This is a genomic window from Paenibacillus sp. 10L310 (assembly GCF_056395745.1).
On record NZ_JBFTKC010000001.1, the window covers coordinates 1,158,598 to 1,176,224 of the forward strand.

The 17,627-nt window shown below is 40.0% G+C and carries 21 protein-coding genes and 1 pseudogene; 21 read left to right on the forward strand and 1 reads right to left on the reverse strand.

Going from position 1 to position 17,627, the window contains the following annotated elements; genetic code table 11:
- Positions 1-61 precede the first annotated feature (61 nt).
- On the forward strand, positions 62-754 hold the full coding sequence (locus tag AC1DE7_RS05530) for an ArsR/SmtB family transcription factor (RefSeq protein ID WP_076326798.1): 693 nt from the start codon (positions 62-64) through the stop codon (positions 752-754).
- A 189-nt stretch (positions 755-943) separates the two neighbouring features.
- Here AC1DE7_RS05530 and AC1DE7_RS05535 read toward each other — a convergent pair whose 3' ends face one another.
- The gene (locus AC1DE7_RS05535) at positions 944-1,510 is read right to left on the reverse strand and encodes a TraR/DksA C4-type zinc finger protein (RefSeq protein WP_036609176.1); all 567 of its coding nucleotides are present in this window, start codon (positions 1,508-1,510) and stop codon (positions 944-946) included.
- Between the two features lie 199 nt (positions 1,511-1,709).
- Here AC1DE7_RS05535 and AC1DE7_RS05540 point away from each other — a divergent pair, with 199 nt between their 5' ends.
- From AC1DE7_RS05540 to AC1DE7_RS05635, 20 genes and pseudogenes are all read left to right on the forward strand, one after another.
- Positions 1,710-2,087: a DivIVA domain-containing protein gene (locus AC1DE7_RS05540; protein WP_017689054.1), complete on the forward strand. Its 378-nt coding sequence runs from the start codon at positions 1,710-1,712 to the stop codon at positions 2,085-2,087.
- Between the two features lie 42 nt (positions 2,088-2,129).
- On the forward strand, positions 2,130-2,564 hold the full coding sequence (locus tag AC1DE7_RS05545) for an Rrf2 family transcriptional regulator (protein WP_017689053.1): 435 nt from the start codon (positions 2,130-2,132) through the stop codon (positions 2,562-2,564).
- Positions 2,565-2,820: 256 nt separating this feature from the next.
- Entirely contained in the window at positions 2,821-3,318 is a 498-nt protein-coding gene (locus AC1DE7_RS05550) for a metallophosphoesterase family protein (RefSeq protein ID WP_221825166.1), read from the forward strand.
- Positions 3,319-3,660: 342 nt separating this feature from the next.
- Positions 3,661-4,575 carry a sugar phosphate isomerase/epimerase family protein gene (locus AC1DE7_RS05555; protein ID WP_477533894.1) on the forward strand — a complete coding sequence of 305 codons (915 nt, stop codon included), beginning with the start codon at positions 3,661-3,663 and terminating at the stop codon, positions 4,573-4,575.
- Positions 4,572-5,744, forward strand: coding sequence for a Gfo/Idh/MocA family protein (locus AC1DE7_RS05560; protein WP_076249766.1), 1,173 nt, complete (start codon positions 4,572-4,574; stop codon positions 5,742-5,744). The genes AC1DE7_RS05555 and AC1DE7_RS05560 overlap by 4 nt, the downstream gene beginning before the upstream one ends.
- Positions 5,745-5,807: 63 nt before the next feature.
- Positions 5,808-6,905, forward strand: coding sequence for a Gfo/Idh/MocA family protein (locus AC1DE7_RS05565; RefSeq protein WP_047842549.1), 1,098 nt, complete (start codon positions 5,808-5,810; stop codon positions 6,903-6,905).
- Between the two features lie 349 nt (positions 6,906-7,254).
- A complete protein-coding gene (locus tag AC1DE7_RS05570) occupies positions 7,255-7,764 on the forward strand; it encodes a GNAT family N-acetyltransferase (protein ID WP_477533870.1) in 510 nt (169 codons plus the stop codon).
- Between the two features lie 167 nt (positions 7,765-7,931).
- Positions 7,932-8,378, forward strand: a complete 447-nt coding sequence (locus AC1DE7_RS05575; protein WP_051447118.1) for a DinB family protein — start codon at positions 7,932-7,934, stop codon at positions 8,376-8,378.
- 163 nt (positions 8,379-8,541) lie between these two features.
- Entirely contained in the window at positions 8,542-9,045 is a 504-nt protein-coding gene (locus tag AC1DE7_RS05580; protein WP_477533871.1) for a hypothetical protein, read from the forward strand.
- A 193-nt stretch (positions 9,046-9,238) separates the two neighbouring features.
- On the forward strand, positions 9,239-10,309 hold the full coding sequence (locus tag AC1DE7_RS05585) for an alpha/beta hydrolase family protein (protein ID WP_477533872.1): 1,071 nt from the start codon (positions 9,239-9,241) through the stop codon (positions 10,307-10,309).
- A gap of 164 nt (positions 10,310-10,473) precedes the next feature.
- Positions 10,474-11,520, forward strand: a complete 1,047-nt coding sequence (locus AC1DE7_RS05590) for a hypothetical protein (protein WP_477533873.1) — start codon at positions 10,474-10,476, stop codon at positions 11,518-11,520.
- Positions 11,521-11,755: 235 nt separating this feature from the next.
- Positions 11,756-12,232, forward strand: coding sequence for a GNAT family N-acetyltransferase (locus AC1DE7_RS05595; RefSeq protein WP_477533874.1), 477 nt, complete (start codon positions 11,756-11,758; stop codon positions 12,230-12,232).
- 310 nt (positions 12,233-12,542) lie between these two features.
- On the forward strand, positions 12,543-12,890 hold the full coding sequence (locus AC1DE7_RS05600) for a hypothetical protein (RefSeq protein ID WP_127543665.1): 348 nt from the start codon (positions 12,543-12,545) through the stop codon (positions 12,888-12,890).
- A gap of 202 nt (positions 12,891-13,092) precedes the next feature.
- Positions 13,093-13,398: a contact-dependent growth inhibition system immunity protein gene (locus tag AC1DE7_RS05605; protein WP_477533875.1), complete on the forward strand. Its 306-nt coding sequence runs from the start codon at positions 13,093-13,095 to the stop codon at positions 13,396-13,398.
- A 247-nt stretch (positions 13,399-13,645) separates the two neighbouring features.
- Complete coding sequence (locus tag AC1DE7_RS05610) at positions 13,646-14,350, forward strand: HAD family hydrolase (RefSeq protein WP_477533876.1); 705 nt, start codon at positions 13,646-13,648, stop codon at positions 14,348-14,350.
- 198 nt (positions 14,351-14,548) lie between these two features.
- Complete coding sequence (locus AC1DE7_RS05615) at positions 14,549-15,073, forward strand: P-loop nucleotide/nucleoside kinase family protein (RefSeq protein WP_477533877.1); 525 nt, start codon at positions 14,549-14,551, stop codon at positions 15,071-15,073.
- Between the two features lie 160 nt (positions 15,074-15,233).
- Complete coding sequence (locus AC1DE7_RS05620) at positions 15,234-15,737, forward strand: NUDIX domain-containing protein (protein WP_477533878.1); 504 nt, start codon at positions 15,234-15,236, stop codon at positions 15,735-15,737.
- Between the two features lie 74 nt (positions 15,738-15,811).
- Positions 15,812-16,354: a GrpB family protein gene (locus tag AC1DE7_RS05625; protein WP_477533879.1), complete on the forward strand. Its 543-nt coding sequence runs from the start codon at positions 15,812-15,814 to the stop codon at positions 16,352-16,354.
- Between the two features lie 80 nt (positions 16,355-16,434).
- Complete coding sequence (locus tag AC1DE7_RS05630) at positions 16,435-17,070, forward strand: DUF4304 domain-containing protein (protein WP_477533880.1); 636 nt, start codon at positions 16,435-16,437, stop codon at positions 17,068-17,070.
- Between the two features lie 206 nt (positions 17,071-17,276).
- Positions 17,277-17,627 (forward strand): annotated as a pseudogene (locus tag AC1DE7_RS05635) (lysozyme inhibitor LprI family protein); the annotation flags it as partial.

Here is a 17,627-nt window from a genome sequence, read left to right on the forward strand (position 1 = left end):
ACGCAACGTTATAATAGAGATATCGATGGACAACAGGTACCCCGGAAATGAGGATACAGGGATGGCGCACAAGGTTCTTTCAACAATTGAAGAAATTAAAATCTACTCCGATCCGTATCGGATACAGATTATGAATATGTTTAACAAGCAGGGCAGACCATCCACTGTTAAAGAGATCGCCGACCAGATGGGTGAGGTGCCAGCCAAAGTTCACTATCATGTAAAAAAGCTGGAGAAAATTGGTCTGCTGACCATCGTTTCCACACGTGAGATTAATGGGATTATCGCAAAATATTATGAACCATTCACCGGAGAGATCCATCTCCGTCACGAAGATGAAGACAAGGAAAACTCTCCATTGAAACAGGTGTTTCGGTCCGAGACGCTCAAATTATTAAATGAAATGTTCGAACAGAGTCGTCAGCGATTCATGCATCAGGCGGAAAACGAAGATCGGATGTTTCTCTCGGACATCACGCTGTATGCAACCCGTGAGGAAGTAGAGCAACTGTATAAAAACATCATAAAACTCTGTGAACCCTATACTACAAAAGAGAATCGACAAGGGGAACATGAGGTCTTTCAGTTATTCTCTGCTCTCTCTAAACCTATAGTGAAAATACCTGCTTCTAAGACAGATGCAAAAGAGAAAAAGAAAGCTACGTCCAGTAAGGGTAAAGCAACTCCGAAAACGTCTCGATCTGTGTCTAAGCGGCAGGAATCTGCATCATCTGGTAGTGAGTCGGAAGAATAAATGGATGGAATACATGGGTTTAGCGTTATCGCAGGAAGCAAGTAACGGCAAATGTGAGAGACTGCTATGGAGAAAACTAGAAAAAGCCGCCCAATGGCGGCTTTTTAATGCGTGATAAGGAAGGCTAATGGTGGAGCGGTCTATGGAATCAATCAATTTTGACGCTTAACGTTTCGGTTCATAACAAAGTTACATGTTCTCATCGTAGCCCTTCACATCACGTTTAGCTGCGGTTGCGGGGGAGTTGGATGTACCATATTCTTCGACCGCTTCCCAGGCATCTGCGTTGTCGAACTTGCCGGCCCGCTGCTGTCTTCCTTCTCCAGCACCACTCGGAGGCATGGTCATTACCTCTTCTTCAACGGGCCGATCGTTGCTGATCTCCCGATTAGGTGTGTCGTCAATACAGTAAGCGGTGTAGGGGATAGCCTCAAGTCGTTCGAAAGGAATATCTTCTCCGCACGTTACACAGGTTCCGTATGTACCTTGCTCCATACGTTCCAATGCGTCGTTCACTTGATTGAATTCGTCTGTTAATGTATCGTCAATCGCCAGATCACGGCTGCGTTCAAATGTTTCCGTACCGGCATCTGCCGGATGATTATCGTAGGAGGACAGCTCACCGGTTGAATCTTTCAGCGACTCGACTGGAGCACCGTCTTCCATGCTGGATTCAAAATGACGCTGCAAGTTTTCACGTTGCTCCAAAAGGGCGTTTTTCAGTATTTGATGTTGATCTTTAGTTAATGTACTCATAAGGACATGCTCCTTTCCCGTTGTGGGGTGTAGTGAGTCTTTACCCGAATTGGATGAAAAGCAATCATTTTCGTGAGGAATAGGGCTGTATCGTTTTATATCTGACGGATTATGTGTTATAAAAAATAGAGAGAGAAATTGCCGTGTGTTCTTCCCAGGAAATAGAACTACGGCTTGGCTTATAATGGAGGTTGTCAATATGGATGAACATATGAAACGAAGATTGGATAAACAAAGACAATTGTTCAAACAATTGGGTGTGCAGCTAGATGCGTTATCGATTCATGAAAAACAATTTAATTATAAACTTCGTGGTTATGATCCGGATGAGGTAGATGCTTATCTTGACCTAGTCATCAAAGATTACGAACGTTTCTATGCCAATATTGCAGATCTAATGGACAAATGGCAAGAACAGCAGTTAACGATCCGCGATCTCAAGTCGTCCGCGAAACCGGTGGAAGATCCAACTAAGATTGATCGCAAACAACTGGATGATATTGTGAAACAACTGGAATACAGTGTGCGACAGCTCAAGATCAGAGCACGTCCCGAAAAGGATCTGTTCTCTGAATAAGGTCGGCATGTCCTGGATTATATTAAATAAAGGTGGTTAATCATGAGTACTCATTTTTCGGTCAGTGTGCATTGTTTGTTGTTATTGTCACTCAGCGCGCCTGAACGAATCACGTCTGCACACATTGCAGGTAGCGTGAATACCAACCCTGTCGTCGTCAGACGTATTCTGGGCGGGCTGAAAAAGGCGGGATTGGTGAACTCCTCTCCTGGAACAAGAGGTTTTTACTTAGCGAAGCCATCAAGTGAAATCACATTAGCCATGATCTATCAGGCTGCCAAGGACGAAGGTCCATTGTTCCCGATTCACGGCAATTGTAACCCGGATTGTGAAGTGGGCTTGCATATAGACAGCTTGCTGACCAATCTGTATCAGGTTGCCGAGGCGAAGGTGGAGCAGTTCTTTGCATCCATTACACTCGAAGATATGGAACGTTCCTGTACTCAGATGCAAGCTGTTCCATCACAGACAGAGTAGATTGCAATAAAGACTTAAAGTGTATGTTCAAAAAGGGTGGTTTTCAGTACCGAGAAGATGGGATGAAGTTAGAAATGGAGTAGCGGAGCGTAGGAAACTACGTGAGCAACTACAATGTTTCCTAAGGAAACAACCTTCGTAAGCATATGCTTATTTCGGCTGAATTCCATATTCGATGTTGCGATGCCGTTAGGCATCCTTCGTAATCAAAAGCGGACTTTTTGAACGACCTCTTAAAGGAAAGGTGGGTTGTTATATGAAAATTGTAGTCATCTCTGACACGCATTGTTCACGTAAATCACGGAAGTTACCGACTAGGCTCCTGGATGTATTGCCGAGTGCAGATCTCATTCTTCATGCCGGTGACTGGTCGGATTGGAGTGTATACCCATTGCTTAGTGAGTATGCACCAGTTGAAGGTGTAGCGGGTAATACGGACCCGTCCGAAATCGCTGAAAAACTGGGATATTCTCGTATTGTTGAAGTGGAAGGGCTTCGTCTGGGTCTTGTGCACGGTCATCTGGGATCAAAGGGTACGGAGCAGAATGCAATTCATACCTTTGCAGGCCAGCATGTGGATGCTGTGATCTACGGACACTCACATATCCCGGTGATGCATACCGTGGACAACACACTGGTATTTAATCCGGGGTCGCCTACGGATCGGCGTTTTCAGAAACAATACTCATTTGGCATCATGACAATAGATCAGGGGAAAATACAGGCTGAACATGTGTTCTTTGATCGGGATTAGAGAGATATGCGCTGGTTGCAAGTTGGACGAGTGCAAGAACCAGAACCAGCTACTGAAGTGGCGACTTGATAACGGACAGGGAACCTTTTCCTTAAATTTCATCTTATATATATGATTATTGTACAAGGCATCTTTGAGCAGATTTCAAATCTGTTCCAGGGATGTCTTTTTTGATTTCTGATCACATCATTCTCTTGAGAAGTTATCTCTGAATGGGGAATGTGCTCTGTTCGTTATCTGTCATTCATCTGTTGGCGTTTTCCCCTATGGTGACGTTCAGTGGAGTGATACAATGCCTTTACGACATAAAATGAATACGTTTACATAAGGAGATGGATCATGATGAAACTGTCTGTATTCACCGTGGCTACCCCTGATCTGAATGCAGAAGAATTGGCATCGGCTGCGGCAGCAGCGGGGATTGATGGAATTGAGTGGAGATTCCGTGGAATTCCTGAAGATGCAATGTCTGAAGAGCCGTCTTACTGGAGAAATAATCGATGCTCGGTAGATCCGAGCCGCTGGGAAGAACAGGTTCCTGTTTTTCGTGAAGCAGCGTTAGGGCAAGGTAGAAAATCCATCGCACTTGTACCTTATCTGAACTGTGGAGATCTTTCTGCCACCGAACAGGCGTTTCAGGTTGCGGCTGGGTTAGGAGCTTCAATGATGCGTGTAGGTGTTCCTGGATATGATCGCAAGACCAGTTATCCTGAGTTATATCGTAAAGCCGTTGATTACCTGAGTGAAGTACAGGATTTGGCCAAACAGTACAACATCAAGGCGATTGTAGAGACGCATCATCAGACGATAGCACCGACGGCATCGCTGGCCTATCGGCTTGTGCAATCGCTCGACCCGCAGCATGTTGGTGTATTGTACGATCCAGGCAATATGGTGCATGAAGGATATGAGAATCATCGGATGGGACTTGAGTTGCTGGGGCCTTATCTGGCTCATGTGCATGTAAAAAATGCCGGGTGGTTTGAACCAGAAGGGAAAGATTCACAAAAGGCTAATGTGACTGAGAAGAGTAGCGGAGTGGCTCTGAATACAGCCTGGAAATGTCACTGGACGCCGCTGACTGAAGGCATGGTCGATTGGGTACAGATGGTGCGGGATCTTCGTGCCGTTGGGTATGACGGATACTACGGAATTGAGGACTTTAGTGGTGCCTTGGAATCCAAGGCGATGTTACAGCATTTTGCAGACGTTTTCGCCGAAATTGAGCGTCGTGTGGACGAGGAGGAGCAGTCATGAGTATCGTACGAGTAGCGGTGATTGGTATAGGAAACATGGGAGCAGCACATGCCAGAACGTTGGTGGCTGGAGAAGTACCCGGTGCAGAGCTGGTCGCCGTATGTGATGTAAGAAGAGAGATGGAGAGCTGGGTATCCAGTCACCTTCCGGCAACGGTCACCTATTGGCAGGATGCAGAGCAGATGATGGCTTCGGGTACGATTGATGCAGTCATTATTGCAACGCCGCATTATGATCATCCGGAACAGGCCATTCAGGCTTTCAAGCATGGCTTGCATGTCATGATCGAGAAGCCGGCCGGTGTGTATACAAAACAGGTACGCAAGATGAATGAAGCGGCCGCAGCCAGTGGCAAAGTCTTTTCCATGATGTACAACCAGCGAACCAATCCACTCTACATTAAGCTGAGAGACTTGATTGCTTCGGGCGAACTGGGTGAAGTACGGCGTACCAACTGGATTATTACGAACTGGTATCGATCCCAAAGTTACTATGATTCCGGCGGCTGGCGGGCAACATGGGCAGGTGAAGGGGGCGGTGTACTGATTAACCAGGACCCCCATCAACTGGATCTGTGGCAGTGGACCATCGGCATGATGCCGGTACGAATGCGTGCGTTCTGTTCGTTTGGCAAATATCGGAACATTGAAGTGGAAGATGATGTAACAGCTTATGTGGAGTATGAAAATGGAGCAACGGGTGTCTTCGTAACGACTACTGGAGAAGCACCGGGTACCAATCGATTCGAGGTCAACGGAGACCGGGGTAAAATCGTGATCGAAGATGGAAAACTTACGTTCTGGCGACTTCGGGAATCTGAGCCTGAATTCAATCAGCGGTTTACCGGAGGTTTTGGACAGCCAGAATGCTGGAAATGCGAGATTCCGATTACAGGTGTGGAAACGGGTCACCCGGGTCTGATTCGTAACTGGGTTGATGCGATTCGTACAGGCGTACCACTTATTGCTCCCGGTGAGGATGGTATACACGGATTGACGTTATCGAACGCTATGTTGCTGTCCACCTGGACGGATAACTGGGTGGATCTGCCGATCGATGAGGATCTGTTCTATGAGCATCTGCAGGAACGAATTGCTGGCTCAACGACGAAGAAAGACAAGGCATTCAGTGGCAGTCAACCTGCTGATTTGAGTCAGACGTTTAAATGAAGACGATTTGTTATGTAAGACGAGTTCATTGTAATCAACATTTTATAAAAAGGATGGGATGACATGGCTAAAGACGGGATGTTCTATGCACCAAAAAGTGTTACAAAAGAGGTCGTATGTGGTCCGGGTGAGTTCACGATTGCTGCTGTTGCGCTGGATCATGGACACATCTACGGCATGGTTGGGGCATTGTTGGAGGCTGGAGCTACTCTCAAGTGGGTGTATGATCCGGACCCGGCGAAGGTAGAGGCATTTCGGAAGCAGTTCCCACAGGCTCAAGTCGCTGGATCTGAAGCAGAGGTGCTTGCAGATGATGAGGTGTTATTGGTGGCAAGTGCAGCGATCCCTTCAGATCGTGCGCCGCTTGGTATGAGAGTTCTGGCCGCAGGCAAGGATTATTTTACAGACAAAGCCCCGTTTACCACGCTGGAGCAATTAAAGCTTGCACGAGAAGAAGTGAAGCGAACAGGCAAGAAGTACATGGTGTATTACAGTGAACGACTGCATGTAGAAAGTGCGATCTATGCGGGGCAGCTTATCGAACAAGGGGCAATCGGCAAAGTAGTGCAAGTTATGGGCACAGGCCCGCATCGCTTAAATGCCGGAGGAAGACCTGACTGGTTCTTCAAGCATGAGCAGTATGGCGGCATTCTCTGTGATATCGGGAGTCACCAGATCGAACAATTTCTGACGTTTGCATCATGTACGGACGCTGAGGTAGGTTTCAGTCGTGTGCATAACTTCAATCACCCACAGTTCCCGGAATTGGAAGACTTCGGCGAAGCTTCTCTGATTGGTGATAATGGAGCCTCCGGTTACTTCCGAGTGGACTGGTTCACACCGGATGGTCTTGGCACATGGGGCGATGGGCGTACCGTTATTCTGGGAACGGACGGTTATATCGAGCTGCGGAAGTATATCGACATCGCAAGGGAACCTCAGGGGGATCAGGTGTACCTGGTCAATCATGAAGGGGAGTACCGCTACAATGTAAAAGGCAAGGTTGGTTACCCGTTCTTTGGTCAACTGATTCGCGATTGTCTGGACCGGACCGAGACAGCCATGACACAAGAACATGCATTCAAAGCGGCAGAACTCTGTCTGATTGCACAGCACAAAGCCATGAGCGAGCGCGTGGTGTGGAGTAGCGGGGCGAAGTAAATGTTTTAGGTGAAGGAGAGCAAAGGTTGATCACTAAAGGTTATTAGTAAAGTTGAGTGAAGAAAGAGCAGCCCAAATGTTAAACTGCATCCAACAGGTTAGTCTTTTCTAACGAATGGAGCAGTTTGCACTGGGGCTGCTTTTTTTGAGTATGTTCGTGACTTCGCATATGGATTAATTTGGGTTATATTATATGTAGTTCGGATATTGTTTGAAAAGAGAAGTGTTTACGAAGTTCGTAGATATGATGTTATAGGAAATCAGCAAAAAAATTAAGGCCTACATGAAACCAGAGTGGAAAACCATATACATAAAATAAATAAGAAATTGCAGACAGAGGAGAAATAACATGTTGGAAATCTTGCAAGTTCCATATGAAGATAAAATGATCTTAAACAGTTTGATCCAATTCTATAGATATGACTCAAGTGAATTTGATGGACATGAATTGACTAATCATGGAGTTTATCTTTACAAGTATCTAGATCATCAGTGGACAGACGAATATCGTAAGCCATTTTACTTAAAGATTAATGGAGAGCTGGCTGGCTTCGTACTTGTTTTAACAGATGTCCCTAAAGAGTATGTAAAAGCAAGTGCAGCAACCCAGACAAATGTAATTAGCGATTTTTTTATAATGCGTAAATTCAGAAATAAAGGATATGGAAAAGAAGTAGCACATTTTGTTTTCAATACCTATAAAGGGACATGGGAAGTACGACAGACTCTACAAAATAGGCCAGCAAATCTATTTTGGAACAAGGTAATTAACGAGTTTACAGATGGGAATTACAAAGAAATTATATTAGATAATGAAAACTGGAATGGACCTGTTCAAGTATTTCAAATGAAAGAATAAATACTAGATTACTCGTAGAAGATGCAGACATCCTATAACATAATATTCACGCTGCGGACATTCGTCCTGGGTCCGGCATTCGCCGGACACTCAGCATGCGCTGAGTCGTGAATACAGGAACGTTATAGGAAATCCATGCGAAGTTAATTCAGGAGGGACTAAAGAAGATGAACAAGAAACTATTAGAGCAGTTTGAACATTTCAATAAATTTGTAAAATCAATTGATGATGTGACTTGGCAAAAGTCGATTGCTCCTGGAAAGTGGACGGTGAAGGAAGTCGTGACCCATCTATGGAATTGGGATACATATACTTTAAATACAATGCTCCCACACATAAAAGACCAAGTGAAACTCCCAGGATTCGTCGATCATGATACCCATAACTTAAAAGCAATAGAGAAGGCTAAAGAATTTACAGACAGAGAAAGTATGATTAAAACCTTTATTGAAACTCGAACCCATTTAGTCAACCAATTCCGTGAGGTAGATCATTCAGAAATTCACTTTTTTATAGGCAATGATAAACGACCTTATACCTATGAAAGATATCTAAAAATATTCGTACACCATGATGAACATCATAAGAAACAAATCGAAAACCTATTAGCGTGATTCAGAGAAGACATGGACATCCTATAACATCATATTCACGCTGCGGACATTCGTCCTGGGTCCGGCATACGCCGGACACTCGACATGCGTCGAGTCGTGAATACAGGAATGTTATAGGAAATCAGCAGGAATAGAATAAATCTTAAATCACAAGATCCTACCATTGAGAGGGAGACCTTCATGGGGAGAAAAGACAATTAAACAAATTTTACAAAATTTCACCCACACAGTGGAATCTAGCATGCGACAGTGTGATGTAGCTGACGCTCTTCAATTATATATAAAGTCAAATTTCCCACAGCTCGAAACGTCCTACCATATAGCGGGATATCAAGATACTGAGCCATTTATATATGATCTAGATTTTGATAGTGGACTCAATCTAGTAAGGGAGAACGTGGATCGTAAAGGCTTTTTAAGATATAGTGTGCTAGCTAGAATTGATGATACGGAAGTTCGTAATCAAGTGTTACCATTGCCCGATTTTAGTAAGATGCAAGAAAACCAAGTTTTTGACTTCATGGAAACACTTTTTAAGCTAAAAATTCAAGCGGAGAACTTAAAACCAACACCATCTGTTGGATATCCAATAGATTATCTATTCCTTTCCCACGATCAAAGCAAGTTTGTGTCAAACAAGATTGCCAGTGATTTCTTATTGGATTGAATGTCGTATTATTGTGTGATTCAAAGAAGTCGATGACATCCTATAACATAATATTCAAGCTGCGGCTCCTGTCGGAGCCTTGGTCTGCTGGATGCATTTCGAGGAGGGATTTCAGCAGACAACCCCGTTGGGGTTCATGAATACAGAAACGTTATCAGAAAGTTATAAAATACAAAAGAAATAGGTGAAATTAATGAATGTGGGAAGAAATGTTGTCGTATTGAATGATAAATCTAGAAAAGATCCCTTTTCTAACGATGAGGAGCGAGCAATTATAACTAGTATTTATTATCCTACTGATGATAAAAATACTCAGATTAATGTTAGTAATTATATGGACTTATTTGATCCATCTAAAGACAAGGCAATTAACATACTAAAAGACTTGGGAGTAGACATTGAATATTTGAATACCATAGAAACACATATATATAACAATTATAATCCGAAATATTCCAATGCAAAATCTGATGTTATTTTATATTCTCCTGGATTTGGAGTTTCTAGGGATATGTATACCTATCATATTAAATATTTGGTGGATTGTGGATATATAGTAGTATCCATTGGTGCGACATACGAATCTGTTTTTTCAATCTTTCCTGATGGGCGTGTTGTTAATYAAACTGCTCAATTAACTAATATCAAAAGTACAGATTTTATATTGTGGAGGGAATTGTTAGATACAAGAGTAGAAGATATCTTGTATGTTATTAATCATCTTGATTTACTATTTTCTCAATCATTGCTCGAAGGATTTAGTTATAGAAGCATAGGAATAGTGGGTCATTCTTTGGGAGGCGCTGCTGCATTTGAGGTGGCTAAAAGAGACAATAGAATTCGAGCAGGAGTAATGTTTGATGCTAGTTTCCATCTTTTAGACTTAGAAAAAAACGAAAAAATAGATACTCCGTTTTTAATTATGAGACAAGAAAAGTGTACTTACGATGAATTACTTACTGAGTTATCTGAAGGGATAATCAATCCTTTTATTAGTGGATTTGAAAAGCTCTATAAACAATTAAATGGTTATAAAGCTGCTGTAAAAGTCCAAGGAGCTCACCACATGACATTTAGTGATGTTCCAATACATTTTAAAGATATTGAAGCAATAAATAAACATGAAATTATTAGTGATTATTCAACTGCTTTCTTAAGTGAATTTATTCAAGGAAAATCATATTCTTTACAGAATTCATTTAATCATAAACGATCGGCTGATATCGTTGAGATTAATATTAAGGGGCAAACAGTTAGTGTGTAGTTCAAGTAGTCGTCACCATCTGATAACACAGTATTCATGCAGCGGCTACGCCTTGGTCAATGGTGATGCTTCTGGCAGAGTAGTAGATTCATGTGACAACTTCCTGCGGAAGTTCGTGAATACCTGAACGTTATCGGAAATGACCTGAAAAGGAGAATAGAAAAATGAAGAACCTTGATATCAATTTGTGGAGAAGTACATTGTTGAATCATTTTAAGTATAATCTTGAGAAGTTTGCAACAACAACTGAAAATAAAGATGTGTACTGCTTGATTTTGGACTGTCATGCTACATATGGGAATGTTAATTTGAAGTGGAATACCTTAGATTCGTTTAAAAAACATGTTAATAAGCACTATAGTTCTTATACTTCAGACAAACTACTCGGCTTTAGGGGGCTAGAATACAATGTTGGGGATTTTTCATACGAAGACACAAAACAACCAGAATTAATAAATGAATTCGAACAATTATATGAAGCAAAACTTTCGGAATTTTTCGATGATGAAGATGAAGAATCATCGAATGAGCTGACACAAAAGTTTATTAATGCTTTAGTGGAAATAATCTTTGAACTTAGACCTACTTTTTCTAAACTAAATAAAACGGGTCACTTTATTTCATTTATTGTAGAGCATGACTCTGAATATTATGAATACATAAAAAAGACGGTAACAATAGAAGACTATTATAAAGCATTTCCTGAGGTTAAGGAGTATGAACAATATTTAAGCATAATTTCTTCAACGTCTAAAGAAGAGCAAGTCACACATTGGTCTAATTTGTTATATGAATTTATTATTGGCAATGAAACAGAAGGTACAAGATCACTTAAACAAATGTACCGCCATAAGTATGATGTTGAGGAAGAAATAATTAAATTAGGTGTGATTGCATCAAGGGAAGTTGTCACACTCTTCGAGGTGTTTTCAGGTTACACTCCATCAATTGTTGGCCAAATTATTCAAAGCGATAGTCACACGCGATGGATGTTTTTAAGTATTTTAATAGATATTAATAATGCTAATGAGGAGACAATTAATCGATTAAAGCAAATTTTAATAAGAAAATATGAAGTTGATAATGAAGTGCAAGAATGTATAAATATAGCAAGAACACTTCATACTCTTGATTCTGTACGATTCCCAGAAGAAATGCATGATGAAGGAAGACTTAGGTTATTAAACTACGAAGAATACAAGAACATTTAGTAGGTATATCTAAGAAGTTAGTCACTTCCGATAACATCGTATCCACTCTCCTTCTGGCGGCTCCTCGGTCCGCCAGAAGGAGAGTGGCAGGGAAGTGAATTCAGGCGGACACATCCGCACCGACTAACCGCATTGCGGCCGCTCCCGTTGGTCGCTTAAGTTGGTGGCACGTCGTGGATACAGGAACGTAATCGGAAATAACATGAATATATAAAATTAGAGCGGAGAACATCAAATGAAATTTGAAATAATTCAAGCAAACAAAGAATGTAAGGAAGTTTTGGAGAATTTGATGCAGTTTTATATTTATGACTTTTCAGAATTTATAAAATGCGATGTAGAAGAAAATGGGCTATACGGAGCGTATCCATTAGAAGATTACTGGATAGAAAAGAATCATAGATTTCCGTATTTAATTAAACAAAATGATAAGCATGTGGGTTTTGTATTGGTAAGGTTAATTGAAACGGCTGAACGTGATTACTATTCAATTGCTGAGTTTTTTATATTAAAGAAATATAGACGAGAAGGGATTGGCAAAGCTGTAGCTGCTCGTATTTTTGATTTATATAAAGGACAATGGGAAGTCTATCAGATCGAAGGAAACAAATCGGCTCAGATATTTTGGAATAAAACCATTGATGAATATACAAAAGGGCAATTTAAAGAACGGATAGAGAATGGAAGAAGAATACAGGATTTTATTAGTTGATTCAAGGGGTCATGTTACATCCGATAATATTGCATTCCCACATCGGTCGCTACGCTCCCTTGGTCACCAAGAAGAGTTTTCGTAGAAGCTGAATCAGGTGACATATCCAATCGGCTACAGGAACGTTAAGCGCAACTTCTGGAAGAGCGCATTTAAGAACGGTTCAAAATCGAGGAATTACTAAGATCGACGAAGTGATTCGAACAAGAGGTGTGATTATCGAAGAGCAAACCTATAAAGCAAACACTTTACAGGTTTTAGGCCTATTAAACGTTAAAGTGGACTCGAAGATTTATCGTGGAGGGAATATATGAAATTTGGAAATAATTCTCAAGAGAATCGTGAAATAAAGATCTCAAAAGATTCAAAGACATTTTTAGAACTAAGAGAAATCGTTAACAGATTTGATCCTGTGAATCTAGTTGAAGGTGGTGCTCCTGATGACGAACATGATCGTTTAACTACGGAAATATTAATGTTGCTTTCTCAAGAGTCGATGGATGAGATTCGGGATCTTTTAATCAATTGTGAGATATGGTATGGATATGATCCCAACGATATTAAAGAAGAGTACAAAGAACGATTTAACAGCAAGATTGATAGAACGCATAAAGAGATCTTAAATTGGCATACCAAGAATAAGAACCAAGAAAATTAGATTTATGTCAGTACAGGATCAATGAAGTCAACTCAGGAAGACAGAAGCAACGCTTAACATAATATTTAAGCATCGGCTCCATTGGAGCCTTGGTCTGTGAAAAGGATTTCAGGGGGCATTTCAGCAGACAACCCTTTGGGGTTCATGAATACAGGAACGTTATGTGACTTACCACAAATCATTTCTTTAAGAGGGTGAAACCATGCAGCAAATCGATCTAACCAAAACCCTTGAAGAGCTTGAAAACGACTATTGGGACGAACCGAATTTTGCTTTCTCATTAGTAATACAAGTACATCAATTAAGGAAAAAACCTCTTTGCGAATTGAATAATGAAGAATTAAGACTTTTGATCGGGCAACAAATGAATCTAGATTTTCTTTTGCGAATAGCCTTAGAAAAATTAATACAGAACCCATTCGGATCAGGAGATTTATATATTGGAGATTTATTTTGTTCGGTACTCAAAGTAGAGAAAGAATATTGTGGAACGAACATCAAGAATTAAAGAACGAATTGAATGAAGTGATTAGAATCTATGAAGAAGTGAGAAGGACATTAGACGAGCAGATAAATAAATACAGGAGCAATTTGTAAGTCGATTCCACATAACATAATATTCACGCTTCGGGCATACGCCTTTGGTCCGGCATTCGCCAGACACCCGGCATACGCTAGGTCGTTAATACAGGAACGTTATACGACAATACTGAAGAATAGGCTTAGAGAGTTTAATCAAAGGAGACGGGATGATGATGAGTATTAAAGCAATATTTCTGGACTTTTATGGAACCTTGGTTCATGAGGATGACGATATCATCCCATTGATCTGTAAGGAAATACAAGAAAATAGTGTGGAAGAATGCGAAGTAAGTGATATAGGTAGATACTGGTGGAACATATTTTCGAACATGTTTAAAAACAGCTATGGTGAGACATTTAAATCCCAGCGCGAACTCGGGATTTTATCATTATCTGAGACGATTTCTAAATATAGATCAAACTGTGATGTAAATGAGATCATCCAGAAGCAATTCGATCACTGGAGTGAGCCTAAAATATTTAGTGATACAATTCCATTTCTAGAAACTCTTCAAGGATATGAAGTCTACATATTATCGAATATTGACACAGCCGATGTAAAAGCCGCAATAGCTTATCATGGGATAAAGGTAAATGAAATAATTACAAGTGAAGACGTTAAATCATATAAACCAAGACCAGAATTATTTATTGAAGCCTTAGAAAGACACAATCTGTCTCCTAAAGAGGTGTTACATATCGGGGATTCTTTAATGAGCGATGTCGGTGGAGCAGGTATTTTAGGAATAGCGACAGTCTGGTTAAATCGGTTAAATAAGATTAAAACAGATATTGCAGAACCCAACTTTATATGTAGAGATCTAAAAGAAGTAAGAGATATTATTAGTGGAATCGAAGAAGGAAGTATCGTCGTATAACAACGCATTTCTACCGTGGGCATTCGTCCTTGATCGCTTAGAAGAATTTCAAAGAAGCGGTATCAGGCGATACATGCAACAGGCTAAGTCCATCGACCCGTTCCTTCGGTCATTTAAGCCGCTTGAACGTCAGGAATGCACCAACGTTTTCCGAAAGGCAAGCGAGAATACTCTTAATTTTCTGTGAGGAGGAATAGTATGTTTTTTTTACAAATGTCTGGTTTCCCAGGATCAGGAAAATCAAGTTTGGCAATACAAATATCTAAATTAACGAATGCAGTTATAGTTGATCATGATATCTCTAAAACGGCTGTATTAGAGGCATTAGACAATCAAAATCTAAGTATGAATGTCTTAGGTAAAACGTCTTATCATATTGATTGGGCATTAATTGAATTTTATTTAAGTCAAGGGAATAGTGTGATTTTTGATGTCCCTTGTTTATATGAAAAAATGATAGAGATCGGTGAGCAACTGTGTTTAAAGTATAAGATTAAATACAAATATGTAGAATGTTACGTGGATAATTACGAGTTGATTCAGCAACGATTATTAACAAGAGAAAGAAAAATTAGTCAAATAGAGAGCACAACATATGAAGCATTCAAACATGGCATACAACAGAGTAAGAAATCTGAAAAATATGAATACTTTATTGTCGACAGTTCTGAGCCAATTGAAACATATTTAAATAAAGTAATAGATTACATTAAACTAAAGTAAAATAATCTAGATGTCTTGCTCATCCTATAACATAATATTCACGCTACGGACATTCGTCATGGGCCCGGCATAAGCTGGACACTCAGCGTTCGCTGGGTCGTGAATACGGGAACGTTCTGAGAAAGTGATGTAGACATTGTATGGAGGGAGATTATTCTAGATGATTCGAAATACAGTACGAGCATTGATTATCCAGAATGACAATCTTCTATTAATAAAGAAAAGAAGAGCAAATATATGTATTTATTATGTACTACCTGGAGGAGCTCAAGAAGAGAACGAAACATTGGAACAGGCTTTAAGTCGCGAATGTATGGAAGAGCTGGGTATTGAAATATCTAGCAGTGGGTTAGTTTGTGTAAGGGAATACATATCGCGCAATCATGAATACTCTTTCATAATGAAGGAAGTTCATTCTATTGATTTTATTTATGAGTGTAGCACTCATTTCCTAAATGATGAATTAAGAAGCCTACAAGCTGATGTTGGACAGGTTGGGATTGAATGGTTACCCATTAATGAAATTAAGAGGACAGTGTATAGGCTAGAAGAATCTTTAGAACATTATAAATTTCCTGGAACAACTAATGAATTCTTTAAAGAATATTTTTCGGATCAAGTAATAAAACCATATTCTAGCGTAATATTTGAAAGTAATCCATAGAAAACATCACCATATCATAACACCATGTTCACGAATCGGGCATTCGTACTTTATTTTTTGGGGGCATCTCAAGGATGAGTAAAAAAACAATAATTATTGAAGATTACAACAATCAATGGCCTGAAATGTTTTTTGATCTGAAATCCATCATAGAACATAGACTCGGGGATCTAGTACTAAGAATTGAGCACGTTGGTAGTACCGCAGTACCTGGACTGGCGGCAAAACCTATTTTAGATATTGATGTAGTAATTGATTCTATGGACTTGCTTCCAGATGTAATTCAAGGATTAGAAAGTTTAGGCTACTATCATGAAGGTAATTTGAGTGTTGAGAACAGAGAAGCTTTTGCAAGAAAAGATGCAAATGTTCCCTATAGTATAGTGAAAATACAGAAACCTGAACATCATTTATATGTTTGTAATAAAGAGAGCAAAGAGTTATTAAGACATATATCCTTCAGAGATGCATTAATTAGCAATCCCGAATTTGTAGTCGAATATGCCAATCTAAAGAAAGAATTGGTTATTAAATATAGAGAAAATCGCCAGTTTTATACGGATGGGAAGACCGGATTTGTAAATAAAGTACTTAATGAATTTGGAAAGAATTTGTAGGTAGTTCAATGGGACTAAGACATCCGATAACTAATTGAATAAAACAACGTTATCGGAAATCTCACAAAGGATATGAGAACGTGAATACTAAAGATTTTAGAAAGCTAATCAGGGTGTATTTTGCTCCAAAACTACATGAGGTTGGGTTTATGGGAACCGATCATCACTTTGTTAAGACAACTGATAATCACTTTATTTATACTCTGGTGATTCAGGCAGATAAATCAGGTGGATCTTGTGTTATGGAGATGGGGGTGCATCTAGATTTCCTCCCTAATTCTATTGGTGAATTAAAGTCTTCAAATGAAATCACGACCTATGATTGTGAATTCAGAAAACGTCTTAATAAAAATCCAAATTGGTTTAAGAGATTTTTTACAGTGGAACGTGAAAGATGGTTTCAATATGGAGAAACAGAGGAGGATGCAATAATTACTATAAATGAAATGAAACAGTTATTTTTGGATGAAGGAATCAGTTATTTTTCTCAATTCAATGATCTTGGGATCATAACATCAATTTCATTGGCTGAGATAATAGCTAGATCTAAGAAGATTGAAAATTTTGGAGCTCCACTTGATTTAAGGTTGGTTTTGTTAATTGCACGAACGCATAAATTTCTAGGTAATAATAGGGACGCGAAAGAATATGCTCAATGGGGATTAAATAATATTGGGAAAGCAAAGGGACTCATTAAGGACTTTGAGGGCATTTAGAGGTCGTTTGTGAGACATCATCTAACATCATATCCGTGCTTCGCAACCCAAAGGCTCCTCGGTCCGCCGCAGGGGAATGGCAGGGAAGTGCATTCAGCGGATACATCCGTACGACTAACAGCATCGCGGCCGCTCCAATTGGTCGCTTGGGTTAGTGAGAGGGGCGTGGATACAGTAACGTTATGCGCCATTAAAGGAGATAATTTATGAAAGGTAAGATACTCTTATTATTATTTATTACGATAGTGTTTTCATCTTGCCAAAATAGCAGTCAATCGACTACCTTGAACAGCGAAACTAAATCAATAATGAATTCTGAACTGCCTCCTGATGTAGTGAGTAGAGGTGATGGAACAGAATCGAAAGAAATAACTGAAGGTCAATCAGATGCTACTAACAATGAAGTGTTGTCCATGAGCATTGGGAACTATGAATTGAAAGGAGAATTTTATGATGAAATGCTTCGAAATCCTATAGATCATGATTATGAAGTGGAATTTGATGAGGCTCAAAATTCAAAAGAGATTATTACAACAATGGGATGGGGGGCGTTGGAA

Excerpts from the sequence above, each read along its gene's own strand:
- AC1DE7_RS05530 (WP_076326798.1), top strand. The coding sequence starts at position 62 with ATGGCGCACAAGGTTCTTTCAACAATTGAAGAAATTAAAATCTACTCC.
- AC1DE7_RS05535 (WP_036609176.1), bottom strand. The coding sequence starts at position 1,510 with ATGAGTACATTAACTAAAGATCAACATCAAATACTGAAAAACGCCCTT.
- AC1DE7_RS05540 (WP_017689054.1), top strand. The coding sequence starts at position 1,710 with ATGGATGAACATATGAAACGAAGATTGGATAAACAAAGACAATTGTTC.
- AC1DE7_RS05545 (WP_017689053.1), top strand. The coding sequence starts at position 2,130 with ATGAGTACTCATTTTTCGGTCAGTGTGCATTGTTTGTTGTTATTGTCA.
- AC1DE7_RS05550 (WP_221825166.1), top strand. The coding sequence starts at position 2,821 with ATGAAAATTGTAGTCATCTCTGACACGCATTGTTCACGTAAATCACGG.
- AC1DE7_RS05555 (WP_477533894.1), top strand. The coding sequence starts at position 3,661 with ATGAAACTGTCTGTATTCACCGTGGCTACCCCTGATCTGAATGCAGAA.
- AC1DE7_RS05560 (WP_076249766.1), top strand. The coding sequence starts at position 4,572 with ATGAGTATCGTACGAGTAGCGGTGATTGGTATAGGAAACATGGGAGCA.
- AC1DE7_RS05565 (WP_047842549.1), top strand. The coding sequence starts at position 5,808 with ATGGCTAAAGACGGGATGTTCTATGCACCAAAAAGTGTTACAAAAGAG.
- AC1DE7_RS05570 (WP_477533870.1), top strand. The coding sequence starts at position 7,255 with ATGTTGGAAATCTTGCAAGTTCCATATGAAGATAAAATGATCTTAAAC.
- AC1DE7_RS05575 (WP_051447118.1), top strand. The coding sequence starts at position 7,932 with ATGAACAAGAAACTATTAGAGCAGTTTGAACATTTCAATAAATTTGTA.
- AC1DE7_RS05590 (WP_477533873.1), top strand. The coding sequence starts at position 10,474 with ATGAAGAACCTTGATATCAATTTGTGGAGAAGTACATTGTTGAATCAT.
- AC1DE7_RS05595 (WP_477533874.1), top strand. The coding sequence starts at position 11,756 with ATGAAATTTGAAATAATTCAAGCAAACAAAGAATGTAAGGAAGTTTTG.
- AC1DE7_RS05600 (WP_127543665.1), top strand. The coding sequence starts at position 12,543 with ATGAAATTTGGAAATAATTCTCAAGAGAATCGTGAAATAAAGATCTCA.
- AC1DE7_RS05605 (WP_477533875.1), top strand. The coding sequence starts at position 13,093 with ATGCAGCAAATCGATCTAACCAAAACCCTTGAAGAGCTTGAAAACGAC.
- AC1DE7_RS05610 (WP_477533876.1), top strand. The coding sequence starts at position 13,646 with ATGAGTATTAAAGCAATATTTCTGGACTTTTATGGAACCTTGGTTCAT.
- AC1DE7_RS05615 (WP_477533877.1), top strand. The coding sequence starts at position 14,549 with ATGTTTTTTTTACAAATGTCTGGTTTCCCAGGATCAGGAAAATCAAGT.
- AC1DE7_RS05620 (WP_477533878.1), top strand. The coding sequence starts at position 15,234 with ATGATTCGAAATACAGTACGAGCATTGATTATCCAGAATGACAATCTT.
- AC1DE7_RS05625 (WP_477533879.1), top strand. The coding sequence starts at position 15,812 with ATGAGTAAAAAAACAATAATTATTGAAGATTACAACAATCAATGGCCT.